General features: G+C 61.1%; 11 protein-coding genes. All 11 read left to right on the forward strand.

Annotation, left to right across the window (positions count from 1 at the left end; genetic code table 11):
- The first annotated feature begins 110 nt into the window (after positions 1-110).
- The 11 genes from ACWJJK_RS08595 to ACWJJK_RS08645 all read left to right on the forward strand — a co-directional run bounded on the left by ACWJJK_RS08595 (position 111) and on the right by ACWJJK_RS08645 (position 16,514).
- The gene (locus tag ACWJJK_RS08595; protein WP_454128868.1) at positions 111-2,162 is read left to right on the forward strand and encodes a heavy metal translocating P-type ATPase; all 2,052 of its coding nucleotides are present in this window, start codon (positions 111-113) and stop codon (positions 2,160-2,162) included.
- Positions 2,163-2,643: 481 nt separating this feature from the next.
- The gene (locus tag ACWJJK_RS08600; protein WP_454128869.1) at positions 2,644-3,051 is read left to right on the forward strand and encodes a hypothetical protein; all 408 of its coding nucleotides are present in this window, start codon (positions 2,644-2,646) and stop codon (positions 3,049-3,051) included.
- Positions 3,052-3,172: 121 nt separating this feature from the next.
- The gene (locus ACWJJK_RS08605) at positions 3,173-4,483 is read left to right on the forward strand and encodes a TolC family protein (protein WP_434130632.1); all 1,311 of its coding nucleotides are present in this window, start codon (positions 3,173-3,175) and stop codon (positions 4,481-4,483) included.
- Positions 4,480-5,919 (forward strand): efflux RND transporter periplasmic adaptor subunit, encoded by a 1,440-nt coding sequence (locus ACWJJK_RS08610; protein WP_434130631.1) that lies wholly within the window; start codon positions 4,480-4,482, stop codon positions 5,917-5,919. The genes ACWJJK_RS08605 and ACWJJK_RS08610 overlap by 4 nt, the downstream gene beginning before the upstream one ends.
- The gene (locus ACWJJK_RS08615; RefSeq protein WP_454128870.1) at positions 5,919-9,065 is read left to right on the forward strand and encodes an efflux RND transporter permease subunit; all 3,147 of its coding nucleotides are present in this window, start codon (positions 5,919-5,921) and stop codon (positions 9,063-9,065) included. Before ACWJJK_RS08610 ends, ACWJJK_RS08615 begins: the two co-directional genes overlap by 1 nt.
- A 63-nt stretch (positions 9,066-9,128) precedes the next feature.
- The gene (locus ACWJJK_RS08620) at positions 9,129-9,488 is read left to right on the forward strand and encodes a hypothetical protein (RefSeq protein ID WP_077731122.1); all 360 of its coding nucleotides are present in this window, start codon (positions 9,129-9,131) and stop codon (positions 9,486-9,488) included.
- 126 nt (positions 9,489-9,614) lie between these two features.
- The gene (locus ACWJJK_RS08625; RefSeq protein WP_454128871.1) at positions 9,615-10,190 is read left to right on the forward strand and encodes a carboxymuconolactone decarboxylase family protein; all 576 of its coding nucleotides are present in this window, start codon (positions 9,615-9,617) and stop codon (positions 10,188-10,190) included.
- Positions 10,191-10,269: 79 nt separating this feature from the next.
- On the forward strand, positions 10,270-11,508 hold the full coding sequence (locus ACWJJK_RS08630) for a TolC family protein (RefSeq protein WP_454128872.1): 1,239 nt from the start codon (positions 10,270-10,272) through the stop codon (positions 11,506-11,508).
- Between the two features lie 71 nt (positions 11,509-11,579).
- On the forward strand, positions 11,580-12,785 hold the full coding sequence (locus ACWJJK_RS08635) for an efflux RND transporter periplasmic adaptor subunit (protein ID WP_454128873.1): 1,206 nt from the start codon (positions 11,580-11,582) through the stop codon (positions 12,783-12,785).
- 33 nt (positions 12,786-12,818) lie between these two features.
- The gene (locus ACWJJK_RS08640) at positions 12,819-13,193 is read left to right on the forward strand and encodes a DUF559 domain-containing protein (protein WP_156879996.1); all 375 of its coding nucleotides are present in this window, start codon (positions 12,819-12,821) and stop codon (positions 13,191-13,193) included.
- Positions 13,194-13,373: 180 nt separating this feature from the next.
- Complete coding sequence (locus ACWJJK_RS08645) at positions 13,374-16,514, forward strand: efflux RND transporter permease subunit (RefSeq protein WP_454128874.1); 3,141 nt, start codon at positions 13,374-13,376, stop codon at positions 16,512-16,514.
- Positions 16,515-16,572 lie beyond the last annotated feature (58 nt).

Here is a 16,572-nt window from a genome sequence, read left to right on the forward strand (position 1 = left end):
ATCGAGCTCTTCCGGTATGAAAATGAACACGCATAGCCCAGAACCGGAATCCGCTACCGACTAACCCCGCCCACCGCTTGGCGGCTGGAACGATCCCACGGAGCGCCGCCATGACACACCATACCCATTCCGAGCCGCAAGCCGCTCCCGCTCGCCACGTTCCGGCCGATCGCCGCGAAGGCCATCATGCGGAACATCACGATCATACGGCGATGGTCGAGGACTTCCGCCGCCGCTTTTGGTTTTCGCTGGTTCTGACCGGCCCCATCCTGGCGCTTTCGCCCATGATTCAGGAGTGGCTGGGGCTCGAGGAACGCCTCGCCTTTCCGGGGGACACCTACGTCCTTTTCGGTTTCTCGACGGCCGTCTATCTCTATGGCGGCTGGCCGTTCATCCGCGGATTGTTCGACGAGCTCCGGCAGCTTCAGCCGGGCATGATGACGCTCATCTCGCTGGCCATCAGCGTGGCTTATTTCTATTCGAGCGCCGTGGTGTTCGGCCTCTCGGGCCAGGTGTTCTTCTGGGAGCTGGCGACCCTGATCGACGTCATGCTGCTCGGTCACTGGATCGAGATGAAGTCCGTGATGGGCGCCTCGGGCGCTTTGGATGCCCTGGTGCGGCTGATGCCCACCGAAGCGCACCGGCTGCGGGAAAACGGCGAAGTCGAGGAAGTCCCGGTCACCGAACTTCACCCCGGCGACCGGGTGCTGGTCAAGCCGGGCGAAAAAATCCCGACCGACGGCCTCATCGTCGAAGGCCGCTCGAGCTTGAACGAATCCATGCTGACCGGCGAATCCAAGCCCGTCACCCGCCGCGAAGGGGACGAGGCCATCGGCGGGGCGGTCAACGGCGAAGGGGCGCTGGTGCTGGAAATCCGGAAGACCGGCGCGGAAACCTATCTGGCGCAGGTCGTCGAAATGGTGCGGCAGGCGCAAGCTTCCCGTTCGCGGGCGCAGGATTTGGCGAACCGCGCGGCCCAATGGCTGACCTATATCGCCCTCTCGGTCGGAACTCTGACCCTGATCGTGTGGCTTTTGCTGGGCGAACCCTTCGAATTCGCGCTGGAGCGCAGCGTGACCGTAATGGTCATCACCTGTCCTCACGCCCTGGGGCTCGCCGTGCCGCTGGTGGTAGCGGTGAGCACCTCGCTGGCCGCCCTGAGCGGTCTTCTCATCCGGAACCGGGCCGCTTTCGAGCGCGCCCGGAACCTGCAAGCGATCGTGTTCGACAAGACCGGCACCCTAACGGAAGGCCGCTTCGGAGTATCCGACGTTCTGCCGCTGGCGGATATCGACGAGGCGGAGCTGCTGCGGCTGGCTGCCTCGCTGGAGCAGCAATCGGAACACCCGATCGCCCTGGGCATCGTCCGGGCGGCCGAGGAGCGCGGCATCCGCCTGGCCAAGGCGGAGGAATTCCGGAACCTGACCGGCCGCGGCGCCGAGGCCCGGATCGAAGGACGGCTGATCAGGGTCGTAAGTCCGGGGTTTGTCGAGGAGCAGGGATTCGGCGTTCGCGACGAGCGATTGAGCGAACTGGCGGGGCAGGGCAAGACGGTGGTCTACGTGACTGACGGCGACCGGGTTCTCGGGGCCATCGCGCTGGCCGACGTGGTCCGTCCGGAATCCTTCGAAGCGATCGCACGGCTCAAGGCCATGAACATCCGCTGCCTCATGCTCACCGGAGACAGCCGGGCGGTTGCGGCGCACGTGGCCGGACAGCTCGGGCTCGACGATTACTTCGCCGAGGTCCTGCCCCACGAGAAGGCGGCGAAAATCCGCGAGGTAAAGTCGGAGGGCGTGACCGTCGCCATGGTGGGCGACGGGGTCAACGACGCGCCGGCTCTGGTCGAGGCCGATCTCGGCATCGCCATCGGCGCTGGCACCGACGTGGCTATCGAATCGGCCGACATCGTTCTGGTGCACAGCAATCCGCTCGACGTGGCCGCGACGCTCGGCCTGTCCCGCGCCACCTACGGCAAGATGGTCCAGAATCTTTTGTGGGCCACCGGCTACAACGCCGTGGCCATTCCCCTCGCGGCCGGCGTCGCCGCGCCGTTCGGCTGGGTGCTGTCGCCGGCAGTGGGGGCGGCGCTCATGTCCCTCAGCACCGTGATCGTCGCGATCAACGCGAAGCTCTTGGAGCGTTATCGCAGCCGGCTGTAAGCTGTGTCCAGCTTCGAAGAATCGCCAGGACGCCGAGGGTGTTGTCTTTCCGCTTCTCCTGATGAAAGGATTCCGCTGCGTCTTTCGGGAACACCGGGCTGAACGTGTCGCCCGATGCCTCGTACCCGGCATCTGAACCAAAGCTTCGACCCGTGCCGAAAGCGGAAAATGAGGCGGGAGACAAACGCACCCTTATTGCGGCGACAATGGCCAAAACAACAGTCAATCGAGAGAATGCCTCGCCGACTCCCGAGCACGCCTGAGCTTAATCAATTCTATACCGCTCGCCCTTATTTCTTTTTTAACCACCTAAATCCGGAGTCCGGTGTCGTAATTGGAGCGGTGGCTGGTCGCATTATCGGTAAAAGACCGTATTGAACATCTCTCCCGGCGATCTAGTCTTGTGGTATCTTTCCCTGGCTTTTCTTGCTTTCGGCCTGATGTAGTGTTCGGCAAGACTCCCAATGTGGACGGCAACGTATTGACGTATCTTCGTAAACACTCCGCTCCAACCCGCGCTCTGATTCCGTTCTTTCTGATCGCGTGGCTGGCGTTGCCGGCGGCTATTGTCTGCGAGACGGTTTTCAAGCAGTTGCACGACGCTTTCCTGTCAGAGTGCGAGCAGGGGAACTCCAGTCACCCGTCCCATCATGAGCCATCTCTTCCCGACGACTGCAACCTAGGGTTGTGTCTCGACGCCAAGACTTTTGAACACAGCAACCACGGCCTCTTCGATCAGAAGCTGGAGATTTTCTTCGCCTGGGTGGTCTGTTGGCTGGTCCTGCTGATCCCGCCTAGAGAGACCGCTCGTCCGATCTCACCCCCGCCGCGTCTTCAACGAAGGCGGCGCGTCCCTCTCATCTATCAATTCTGCACGCTACTGAATTAGCGGACTTTCCTAGCGACGCTGTGGAAAACTCCGGAGCCGTGACATCGCACGGGGCCGGGGTTTTCGGTATGGCCTGAATCTTGGGATTCAGGGACCTGAACTTCGTCAAGGGAGAACTACTGTGCTCCGCTTACGCAAAATGCATCGGCTGCATCGCCGGCCTTTTGCCTTCATTCTGATACTGATTGGCCTAGGTTATTTTTCATCGTCCCCTGGGGGGCAGGAAAAAACGGCCTCGCTAAGCCTCGATGCGGCTATTTCTCAGGCGCTCGCCAATAATCCGAGCCTCGCCGAAATCAACGCCCGCGCCGAAGCGATGGCGACGGTTCCGTCGCAGGCCGGCAGTCTGCCGGACCCCACCTTGAGCGTCGAAATGCTGAACCTTCCCGCCGACAGCTTCGATGTCCGGGAGGACTTCATGACCATGGTGGATGTGGGCCTCAGCCAGACCGTTCCGTTTCCGGGCAAGCTGGCGCTCAAGGAACAGGCGGCCGGATTCGAGGCAGAGGCTGCCACGCAAACGGTCGAAGAAGCCCGTCTGCGATTGGTGCGGGACGTGAAACTCCGCTGGTGGCAACTGTTTTACCTGGAGCGGACGCTGCAAATTCTCACCGAAACCGAAACCACTCTGCGTGACGTGATCCGAGCCGTTCAGGCGCGTTACCGGGTCGGCGAAGCCCTCCAACAGGATGTGCTCCAGGCGCAACTGGAACTGTCCAAATTGGGCGAGGAGCGGCTGATTCACACCGCCATGCACCACCGCGAAGTGGCCCGCCTCAATGCCTTGCTCGACCGCCCGCCGACGACCTTCTTCGGTTTGGCCTACGACCAGCCTGACGAGCTTCCGGAGATGCTCGCCGAGGAGCAGCTGGACGAAGCCGCGGAACAGGGGCGGCCGCTGCTGAATCAAAAACGGCGCAACGTCGACGCCGCTCAAAGCCGAGTGGAGCTGGCGAAGAAAGACTATTATCCAGACCTCACCTTCAGCGCCGGCTATGCTTTTCGCGATCGCGCCCCCAACGGCGAGAACCGCAGCGATTTCGTTCGCTTCGGAGTCAGCCTCAATCTTCCCGTCTATGCCGGACGTAAGCAGGCGAAGGCGGTGGATCAGCAGCAAAGCGAATGGCTGCGCGAAAAATATGCGCTGCAGGACGCATTCAGAAAGGTTCAGGCGGACATCGCTGCGACGCTGTCCGATTACCGGCGCGCCAAGGACCACCACGCCTTGCTGCGCCACGAAATCGTCCCCTTGGCCGAGCAGACCGTCGCATCCTTGAGAGCGAACTTCGAGGTCGGCAAGGCCGCCATGGCCGATCTGCTCCGCGCCACGGCCAATCTCCGCAACGCCGAAATCCAGGCCTGGCAAGCTTACGCCCAGGCGCAGCAGGCTTTGGCCAGGCTTTCCGCCGCGGCCGGCAAGGAGGCCTTATGAACCGATCGGCCGTGTTTTTGATATTGGCGGCGCTGATCGTCGGCCTGGCTTCGGGCTATTGGCTGGCCGGGTTCCGCGAGGGCTCGGAGCCGTCGACTCCCGCCGAGAAAAAAGTCCTGTATTACCGCCACCCCATGAATCCCTCGGTTACCTCGCCGGTCCCGGCGAAGGACGAAATGGGTATGGATTACGTTCCGGTCTACGAGGATCAGGCACCGGAAACCGGGCAAGCGGAACCGCATCCGAGCGCCGAAACGCCCAAGAAACGCAGAATCCTTCATTACCGGAACCCGATGGGACTTCCCGATACTTCGCCCGTGCCGAAAAAAGATTCCATGGGGATGGATTACATTCCCGTCTACGCCGACGAAGAAACACCCGGCGAAGCCAATATCGTCAAAATCAGTCCCGACAAGGTCCAGAAGCTCGGCGTCCGGACGGCAGCGGTGGAGCAGCGGGATCTGGTCCGCACCGTCCGCGCGGTCGGTCTCATCGAGGCGGACGAACGGCGGCTCCACACGATGGCGCTCAAGTTCGACGCTTACATCGAAAAGCTCCACGTCAACGCCACCGGCCAATCGGTTAAGAAAGGGCAGCCGCTGTTCGAACTGTACAGCCCCGATCTGGTATCCGCGCAGAACGACTACCTGATCGCCAAAAACAGCCGATCCGCGCTGAAAAACGCCGCGCCGCACACTCAAGCCGAGATGGAAAGTCTGGTGCAAAGCAGCCTGGAGCGGCTGCGTTACTGGGGCGTCTCGGAGGCCGAAATCCGGCAGTTGGAACGAGAGGAGATCGTCCGGCGCAATCTGGTCATCCGCTCGCCGGTATCCGGCGTTGTCATGGAAAAAATGGCCATTGCCGGCATGCGAGCGATGGCAGGCGACACCTTGTTCAAAATCGCCGATTTGTCCTCGGTCTGGATCATCGCCGAGGTCTTCGAGCAGGAGCTCGGTCTGATATCGAGCGGGCAGGCCGTCCGGGTCGGACTCGACGCCTATCCGGGCCGAACCTTCGACGGCAAGGTGACTTTCGTCTATCCGACCCTGAATTCCGAAACCCGGACGGCCCGTGTTCGGATCGAGCTGCCCAATCCTAAAGGGCTCCTGAAGCCCATGATGTACGCCCATGTCGAGTTGGCCGGCACCGTCCGGCCAGCCTTGGCCATTCCAGAGTCCTCGGTGCTGGAAGGGGGCAGGCGCCCTCGGGTTCTGGTGGATCGCGGCGAGGGCCGTTTCGAGCCTCGCCTGGTCCGGCTGGGTACGCGAGGCGATGAGTGGGTGGAAGTCTTGGAAGGCCTGAAGGCCGGCGAAAACGTGGTGATCAGCGCCAATTTCCTGATCGACGCCGAAAGTAACCTGAAATCGGCCTTGGACAGCTTCGGCGCTCCGGAGCCGCCGGCGCCGGGTAATCACGCCGATCATGGGGGAATGTGATGCTGGCACGAATCATCGAATGGTCGGCGCGCAACGTCTTTCTGGTGCTGCTGGCGACGGTGTTCGCCGTCTTCGCCGGCATTTATTCCGTGGTGAAGACCCCGCTCGACGCGCTGCCCGATCTCTCCGACGCACAAGTCATCGTTTACACCGAATATCCCGGCCAGGCCCCGCAAGTGGTGGAGGATCAGGTCACTTATCCCTTGACCACCGCCATGCTGAGCGTGCCCCGCTCCAAGGTCGTGCGCGGTTTCTCGTTCTTCGGCGCATCGTTCGTCTACATCATTTTCGAAGACGGTACCGACATTTATTGGGCGCGCTCGCGGGTTCTGGAATATCTGAACTTTGCCGCCAAGCGGCTGCCGATGGGCCTGACGCCCACACTGGGACCCGACGCCACCGGCGTCGGCTGGGTTTACCAATATGTCGTGCAAGGCGCCCGGCACACTTTGGCGGAACTCCGCAGTCTCCAGGACTGGTTCATCCGCTATCAGCTCGCCAAGGCGCACGGCGTGGCGGAAGTCGCCAGCGTCGGCGGCTTCGTCCGGCAGTACCAGGTCGTCGTCGATCCGCGCCGGCTCCAGGCTTACGGAATTCCATTGAGCACGGTCAGCGAGACGATCCGGGCGAGCAACCGTGATGTCGGCGGGCGGGTCGTCGAAATGAGCGAAACCGAATACATGGTACGCGGCAAAGGGTATCTACGAGGCATCGGCGATCTGGAGAAACTGGTGCTCAAGGCCGAAAACGGTACGCCGGTGCTGCTCAGGGACGTGGCTCGGGTGGAACTGGGGCCGGACGAGCGGCGCGGGCTCACCGAACTGAACGGCGAAGGCGAGGCGGTTTCCGGCATCGCCATGGCCCGCTACGGCCAGAATGCGCTGGACGTGATCCGGAATGTCAAGGAGAAACTGGCCGAAATCAGCAGCGGCCTGCCCGAGGGCGTCTCGGTCGAAGCGGTTTACGACCGCTCGGGTTTGATTTTGAGGGCCATAGCCAATCTGCGCGAAAAGCTCGTCGAAGAAACCCTCGTCGTGGCCGCAGTCTGCATCGTCTTCCTGCTCCATATTCGAAGCGCCCTGGTGGCCATCATCATGCTGCCGATCGGGGTGCTGATCGCCTTCATCGTCATGCATCTTCTAGGCATCAACTCCAATATCATGAGCCTCGGCGGCATCGCCATCGCCATCGGCGCCATGGTGGACGCCGCCATCGTGATGATCGAAAACGCCCACAAGCATCTGGAACGGGCGGAGCCTCATGAAAACCGGCTCGCCATCATGACCAGGGCGGCCCGCGAGGTCGGCCCCGCCCTGTTCTTCAGCCTCTTGATCATCACCGTCTCCTTCCTGCCGGTGTTCGCGCTGGAAGACCAGGAGGGCCGCTTGTTCAAGCCGCTGGCCTACACCAAGACCTTCGCCATGGCGGGGTCGGCGCTGTTGTCGGTGACTCTGGTGCCGGTGCTGATGCTCCTGTTCATCCGGGGGCGGATCGTGCCGGAGCACAAGAACCCCGTCAGCCGGGCGCTGATCTGGCTGTACCGCCCCGTCATCGCCTTCGTGCTGCGCGGGAAGAAGTTGACCATCGCTTTTGCCCTGCTGGTTCTAGCGGTGACGGCTTACCCGCTGTCCAAGCTCGGCAGCGAATTCATGCCCACCTTGAACGAAGGCACGCTGCTGTTCATGCCCATGAGTCTTCCGGGGCTTTCGGTGACGAAGGCGGCGGAGATCATGCAGATTCACAACCGTATCCTCAAGACCTTTCCCGAAGTCGAGTCGGTGTTCGGGAAGGCCGGCCGCGCCGCCACCGCCACCGACCCGGCTCCGCTCGAGATGTTCGAAACCGTCGTCAATCTCAAGCCGGAGGACCGGTGGCGGCCGGGCATGACCACCGAAAAGCTGATCGCCGAAATGGACCATGCCACCCAGATGCCCGGCGTCACCATCGCCTGGACCATGCCCATCAAGAACCGCATCGACATGCTGTCCACCGGCATCCGAACGCCCATCGGCATCAAAGTGTTCGGTAATGATCTGACAGAAATCGAACGGCTCGCGACCGAAATCGAATCGGTCGTCAGAACCGTCCCCGGCACGACCAGCGCCTATGCGGAACGGATCACCGGCGGCTATTACCTGATCATCGAGCCGAATCGCCTGGCTCTGCCGCGCTACGGATTGAGCATCGGCGCCTTACAGGACGTGGTCGCGTCCGCGCTGGGGGGCGAGACGGTCACGACCACGGTGGAAGGACGGGAGCGCTACGGCGTGGTCGTGCGTTATCCCAGGGAATTCCGCGACTCGCCCGAGGCCATCGCCACCCAGGTGCTGGTCCCGACGCCGTCCGGCGCCATGATTCCCTTGGGGCAAGTGGCGCGCATCGGCTTGACCAAAGGGCCCGCGTCCATCCGTACCGAAAACGCCTTGCTGTCCGCCTACGTCTACGTGGATCTCCGTGGACGCGATATCGGCGGTTACGTGGACGCCGCCCGACGGGCCGTGCGCGAGCGGGTGAAATTCCCGCCCGGCTATTACCTCACCTGGAGCGGCCAGTTCGAGTACATGGAACGGGCCAAGGCCAAGCTCCGCATCGTGGTGCCGATGACGCTCCTGATCATCGTGGTGCTGCTGTATCTCAACTTCAAGCGCGTAACGGAGACGGTCATCGTCCTCCTGTCGCTGCCGTTTTCGCTGGTGGGCGGCATCTGGCTGATGCACTGGCTGGGCTATAACCTCAGCGTGGCGGTCGCGATCGGCTTCATCGCCTTGGCCGGCGTCGCGGCGGAAACCGGGGTGGTCATGCTGATTTATCTGGATCAGGCGCTGAACAAGCTGAAGGAACGACGAGCGGCGGCCGGCGAACGATTCAGTTCCTCCGACCTTCACGCCGCGATCATGGAAGGGGCGGTAGAACGGGTCAGGCCGAAGGTGATGACGGTCGTCGCCATCATGGGGGGACTCTTACCCATCATGTGGGGCTCGGGCACGGGCTCCGAAATCATGCGCCGCATCGCCGCGCCCATGGTGGGCGGAATGGTGTCGTCCACTTTATTGACCCTGATCGTGATTCCGGCGATTTACGCGCAAGTCAAAGGTTTATCCGTCGAAAAAACACCCGCTGAGGCAAGGAGGTGCGGCCGGAAATAGCGCCAATTTTGTTCGAAATACTTCGCAGTTTGGTAATCGAAAACCTTTGAAAGGAAAAAAACCATGAGAACCAAAATCGTAATTGCTGTTTTAGCCTTGTTCGGACTATTGGTTTCCTGCGCCGAAAGGAGCCCTCACCCGATGGACATGTCCGTGGCGCTTCAAAGCGCCAAGACTTCCGCCGATCATCAAGCCTTGGCCGATCATTACGAGGCGGTCGCCAGGGAGATGGAACAGAAGGCCGAGGAGCATAGGCAAATCCTCGCGCAGTTCCTGAAAGATCCTCATGACTACCCTCGGGAGTATAAAGGAGGCAGTTTCGAAGCTCATTGCAAGCGGCTGATTGATATTTACGAGCGGGCTGCCGAGGCCAATCGAGACATGGCGGAAGACCATCGACGGATGGCGGGCGGAGCCAGGTAACGCCCATCGGTTCGGGGACATGGAAGTCTCTACCCATGTCCCTTAACCTGATCGAGGTTAACCGTTCACATCCAGCCCCCGGATGGGAATAATCATCCCGCCCCGGTGATTTAATGGGAAAACATCATGCCGATCATCGCCACTCCATCTGATTATCGGTTTCCATGGTATGTGCGGCTTTTCTTTTGGAACCAGAAGCGCCGCTATGGCGGCGTGCTCGAATCCGCGCGCCTGTGGGCACGAATGCCCAAAGTCTTTGCCGCCCTGGCGCTGCTCTATGGTGCGCTCGACCGCCGCACCTCGTCGATCGAATCGACACTACGCTCGCTCATCACGGTCCGTGTCTCCCTGATCAACGGCTGTCATTTTTGCGTCGATCTCAACTTTTTTCTCGTCCTCCGGCGTGGACTCGATCCGGAAAAGCTGGCGGCGATTGCCGATTTCGACACGAGTCCTTTGTTCAGCGAGCGGGAAAAGGCCGCGCTGGCTTACGCGGAGGCCGTGACCGACTCGGGCCGCCACCCCGCGTCGAAGCACTTCGAGCAACTGCGCCGCCATTTCGATGACGATGCGATCGTCGAATTGACTGCTCTGATCGCCTTTCAAAACTTGTCGAGCAAGTTCAATGCGGCCTTAGGTGTAGAACCGCAGGGATTCTGCCCCGTGATTCCGAAACCGAAGGTCGAAGAGGACACGCCATGAGTTCAGTCCGTTTGAGCGTTTCTTCAAAATCCGGTGTCACGGCTCTGACGATCATTCAATCGCATCCCAGGAGAGGTTCATGCTGAAACCCAATAGAAGCCGATGCCGTTTTGGCATCCTCTTGGCGGTCGCACTTTGGAGCCTAGCGGCCGCCGGAGAACAGGCAGAACCTCGCCTGGACTTGGAACGCCTCGTTCAAGAAACCCTGGAGAACAATCCGGACATCCAGTCCGCGCGGCAGCGTTTCGAGGCCGCCCGAGCGGTGATCCCGCAAGTCCGGACCTTGCCCGACCCCAAGATCAATCTGGGCTATCGGGAGGTCGTCGAGCGGGAAGCGATGTATGGGGTCAGCCAGGAAATTCCCTTTCCGGGCAAGCTCGGCCTCAGGGGCGAGGTGGCCGCGAGCGAAGCCGATCGGATCGAACAGGAATACCTGGCGGTGCAACTGAATGTGGTGGCGCAACTCAAGGAAGCCTTCTACAACCTGCATCTGGTGCACAAATCCCTCGAGATCGTGCGGAAGAACCTCGGTTTGCTGCAAAACTTCGAGAAGACCGCGAAAGCCCGCTACATGGTGGGACAAGGGACGCAGCAGGACGTGTTCCGCGCCCAGACCGAAATCTCGCGAGTGCTGCAGCGTCTGGCTATTCTGGAACAGCAGGGCATATCACTACGGGCAGAGATCAATCAAATTCTCCGGTATCCGCCCACCCGCCCTTTGGGCGTGCCTCAGGAGATCCGGGTCACGCCCCTTGAACACAACCCGGTAGAAATCCAGGCTCTGATCGAGCAGGCGGCACCGCTGCTGCGGGCGCAAATGAAAGACATCGAACGGAGCGAAAATGCCATCGCTTTGGCGAAACGCGAGTATTTCCCCGATTTCGAGCTGAGCGCGCTGGGTCTTCGCAACGAAACGATGCGGCGGGACGGCTATCAAGTGATGCTGGGTGTCCGGGTACCGCTGTATTACGCCACCAAACAACGTTACGGCGTGAAGGAGGCGGTGGCGAGACGGGAGGCCGCCCTGCAGGACTGGTGGGCGGTAAAACAAGCGCTTTCGGCCCGGGTGCAGGACAACCTCGCTCGCGCACAGAGGGCGGAAGAATTGGTCAAACTGCTGGCGGAGGCCCTCATTCCGCAAGCGCGCCTGACCCTGGCCTCGGCGCAGGCGAGCTACGCCGTCGGCAAGGTGGATTTTTTGACCTTGCTCAACAGTCTCTTGACCTTGCAGGAAAACGAGATCGAACTGCACGGCGAGATGACCGAACACGAAAAAGCGCTGGCCCGGCTCGAGGAGATTATCGGAGAAAGTCCATGACAAAACGGCAGGACTTGGCGTTTTGCACGCACGGCAGTGCGCCCGGAGGGTGGCGCACAAGGATGTGCGCCATGATAAACGGATGGCACCCGCCGCGATCTAGAACGCTGTGGGCGGTAGGACTGATTACTTCATTGCTGCTTGTGGGGTGCGGAAACGAGACGCCCGTTCCCACCACCCCGCCGCCAGTGGACCACGCCGGCCACGGGACGGCGCCGGGCGGAAAAGAAGCTGCACCTCCTGTCGCGGTCCCGGGTGGCACCAACACGATGACCATCAGCCCGGAACGGCTACAGGAGATCGGAGTCCGGTTCGAGATTGCGGAACAGCGGCCCCTGACCCGGACGATCCGGACCGTGGGCCGGGTCGAGATCGACGAGCGCAAGCTCGCCAACGTCAACATCAAGATCGAAGGCTGGATCGACCGGCTGTACGTGAGCGCCACCGGGGATCGCGTCAAGCAGGGCCAAATATTGTTCACTTTGTACAGCCCTGATCTGGTCGCCACCCAGCAGGAATACCTGCTCGCTCTGCAAAGCGTCCGAGACCTCGGAACGAGCGAATTCCCGGAAGTGGCGCAGGGCGCCCGGTCCTTGCTGGAGGTGACGCGCCGGCGCCTGCTCCTGTGGGACATCACCGAAGACCACATCGAGGATCTCGAGCGCACCGGCGCAGTGCTCAAGACCCTGCCCATCCACGCGCCGATTTCGGGCACCGTCATCGAGCGCAAGGCCGTGGCCGGGATGTACGTCAAACCGGGCGAGCCTCTGTATACCATCGCCGACCTGACCTCGATCTGGATTCTGGGCGACATTTACGAATACGAACTGCCTTTGATCAAGGTCGGGCAGACTGCCGATGTGACGCTCTCGTACGATCCCAAAACCCATTTCGAAGCGCGCGTCGACTTCATCTATCCCACCCTTGATCCGCAGACGCGCACCGCCAAAGTCCGCTTCACGCTGGCTAATCCCGAGGAACGGCTCAAGCCGGACATGTACGCCAACGTCGAGCTGAACGTCCCGCTGGGGCTGCGGCTCGCGGTGCCGAAAGATGCGGTGCTCGAAACCGGGGAGCGGAAAATCATCTTCATCCACCATGGCGGCGGCAAGCTCGAATGGCGCAACGTGACAACGGGGGTGCGAGGCGCGGAATGGGTCGAGATCACCGAAGGCATCGAGCCGGGCGACCACGTCGTTACCTCGGCGAACTTTCTGATCGATTCGGAAAGCCAGCTGAAGGCCGCCGTAGGCGGCATGGCCGGCATGAAACATTGAGGCACATACCATAAGTCCAAGGGAAATCGAAATATGCTCACATACAACTCCGGGCTGAAACAGTACTCTCGCCGCTTGCGTAAGGGCATGACCGATGCCGAGCAAAAACTGTGGAGACATCTGCGCGGAAAGCAGATTGGGAATGCGCAGTTCTACCGGCAAAAACCCATTGGAAACTTCATCGTCGACTTTTACTCGTCCAAAGCCGGGTTGGTCATCGAAGTGGATGGTGCCCAGCATCTGGGCGTTGACTATCGAAACAAGGATGCGCACCGAGATGCCTATCTCAACGGACTCGGACTCAAGGTGTTGCGCTTTAACGATCTTCAGGTATTGCTGGAATTGGATGCCGTGCTGGAGGCGATCCATCGGGAAGTTATGGAGCGGATTCGTGGAAATCCCCCCTAGCCCCCCTTTTTCAAAGGGGGGAACAAAAGTTCGCCCCTATTGATCGAGGGGAGAAAAGCAACTCGCCCCGGTTGACCCATCAGGGAACAAAAGCTTATCTCCTGTTGATCGCGGGATGATTGTTGGTAAAGAGAACCGAACTCACCCCCCTTTGAAAAAGGGGGGCTAGGGGGGATTTCCATGGTCGAAAACATCATCGAGTTCTGCGCCAAAAACCGCTTCATCGTGTTCCTGCTGGTGTTCGGCCTGGCCTCGGCGGGTTTTTGGAGTTTAAAGAACACCCCGATCGATGCCCTGCCGGACCTGTCCGATACCCAAGTCATCGTCTATGCCAAATGGCCGGGACGTTCGCCGGACCTGGTGGAAGACCAGATTACCTATCCCATCGTAACCGCCTTGATCTCGGCGCCCAATGTCACCGTAGTGCGCGGCTTTTCGGACTTCGGCTATTCCTACGTTTACGTGCTGTTCAAGGACGGCACCGACATTTATTGGGCCCGTTCGCGCGTCCTGGAATACATGAGCCAGTTGGCCGGACGGTTGCCCGAGGGGGTGACGCCTCAGCTTGGGCCGGACGCCACGGCGGTGGGCTGGGTATTTCAGTACGCCCTCGTCGACGAGACCGGACAGCAGGACCTCGCGAGTTTACGCTCCTTCCAGGACTGGTATCTCCGGTATTGGCTGGCCAGCGTGGACGGGGTGGCGGAGGTGGCGAGCGTGGGCGGATTCGTGCGCCAATACCAGATCAACCTGGATCCGACCAAACTGCTGGGTTACCGGCTATCGGTATCGGACATTGTGGACAAGGTGCGGATGAGCAATTTGGACGTGGGCGGTCGGGTGGTGGAACTTTCCGGCGCCGAATACATGGTGCGCGGCCGCGGCTATATTAAATCCGTTGCGGATATCGAGAGTATCGCGGTGGGGGTGAATCCCGGCGGAACACCGATCTTGCTGCGGGATGTCGCGACGGTGACGCTCGGGCCGGACATGCGGCGGGGTCTGGTGGAACTCGACGGTCGGGGCGAAGTGGTGGGCGGCGTCGTGATCATGCGCTACGGCGAAGACGCCCCCAAGGTCATCGACCGCATCAAGGCGAAACTCGAGCAAATCGAGCCTTCGCTGCCACCGGGCGTCAAGATCGTGACGGTTTACGACCGCAGCGACCTGATCCGGCAGTCCATCGCCACGGTCACCGAGAATCTGATCGAGGAACTGATCGTCGTCAGCGTCCTGATCGTAGGCTTCCTGCTGCACTTCCGCTCGGCCCTGATCCCCATCATCACCCTGCCGCTCGCTGTGCTTATCGCCTTCATCCCCATTTATTTTATGGGGCTCGGCCTGAACATCATGTCCATCGGCGGCATCATCGTCGCCATCGGCGATATGGTGGACGCCGCCATCGTGATGGTCGACAACGCCCATAAGCGCCTGGAGGAATGGGACCGGGGCGGTCGACGGGGCAGCCGAGAGCGGGTGCTCATCGATTCCGCCAAGGAAGTGGGCCCCGCGATTTTCGCATCGCTCCTGGTCATTGCCGTGGCGTTCATGCCGGTGTTCACCCTGGAGGCCCAGGAAGGCCGGCTGTTCAAACCATTGGCCTGGACCAAGAACCTGTCCATCGCCATGAGCGCGGTGCTGGCGGTGACCTTGATTCCGGCCCTGCTGTCGCTCCTGATCCGGGGGCGCATCCGGCCCGAGGCGCGCCATCCGGTGAGCCGTCTTTTGCAGCGAGCCTATGCGCCGCTGCTCAGGCTCGCGCTGCGCTACCGCGTGTCCCTCATGGTCTTGTCCGTTTTGCTCGTCGTCAGCATCATTCCGGTCTATCAGCGGATGGGCTCGGAGTTCATGCCCCCCCTCTACGAGGGCACCATCCTGTACATGCCCACCACCTTGCCCGGCATTTCGGTGACGGAAGCCGGCAAGCTCCTGCAGCAAATGGACCGGAAGCTCATGGGCTTCCCCGAGGTGGCGCACGTGTTCGGCAAAGCCGGGCGCGCCGAAACCTCCACCGACCCGGCGCCGTTTTCCATGATGGAGGTGATCGTCGAACTCAAGCCCAAAGAAGAGTGGCGGCCGGGAATCACTTATGACCGTCTGGTCGATGAGATGGATCGGACCCTGCAGTTTCCGGGCGTCACCAATGCCTGGACCATGCCGATCAAGGCACGCGTCGACATGCTGACTACCGGCGTGCGCACGCCGGTCGGGATCAAGATCTTCGGCCCCGACCTGAACAGGATCGAGGCTATAGGCAAATCGATCGAAATGATCGCGAAAGAGGTGCCGGGCACCCGGAGCGTCTATGCCGAACGGGTTTCCGGCGGTTATTTCCTGGATTTCGCCATCAATCGCGAGGAGATCGCCCGCTACGGTCTTTCCGTGATGGACGTGAACCGATACATTGAATCGGCCATCGGCGGGGAGAACATCGACATCACCATCGAAGGCCGGGAGCGCTATCCCATTAACGTACGTTATCTCCGGGAGCTTCGGGACGACCCGGACAAGCTAAGGCGGGTGCTGGTCGATACGCCCAGCGGCGCACAGGTGCCGCTGGCGCAGCTGGCCTCCCTGCGCATGGTCAGCGGTCCGGCCATGATCCGGGACGAGGACGGCATGCTGTCGGGCTACGTCTACGTGGATATGGCCGAACGGGACGTGGGCGGTTATGTTGAGGAGCTCAAACGGCGCGTGGCGGAGAACATCGAGCTGCCGCCCGGCTATACCCTCACCTGGTCGGGGCAGTACGAATTCATGGCGCGCGTCAAGGAACGGCTCAAGCTTTTCATTCCCTTGACTATCGCCATCATCTTCGTGCTGTATTACTTCACCTTCCGCTCCGTCACAAAGACCCTCATGGTCATGCTGGGCGTCCCTTTGTCCTTGGTTGGCGGAATCTGGTACCTGGCCTTGCTCGGCTACAACATGAGCATCGCGGTCTGGGTGGGGCTGATCGCTCTGGCGGGCATTGCCGCCGAGACCAGCGCGGTGATGCTGGCCTATCTCGACGAGGCGGTCAAACGGCGGCAGGTTGCGGGTCGACTGAAGTCCTTCGAGGATCTCACGGAGACGGTATTTTCCGGGGCGGTGGAACGCATCCGCCCCATGGCCATGGCCGGGGGCGCCAACATCATAGGGCTCATTCCCGTCATGCTGGCCAGCGGTACCGGTGCGGATGTGATGAAGCGTCTGGCAGCCCCCATGATCGGCGGCGTCGGTTCCGCCATGCTGCTCACACTGTTCGTCATCCCGGCCGTTTACTTGATTTGGCGCTGGCACAAGGATGTCAAATACCAAGTGCCGGACCAAGGGCCATGAAGCTTTCCGGCCCGGTAAGCCGTCGAAGTCTCCTAGGTTAGGATTAGGCATCGCTTAA

The organism is Methylocaldum gracile (genome assembly GCF_053646815.1).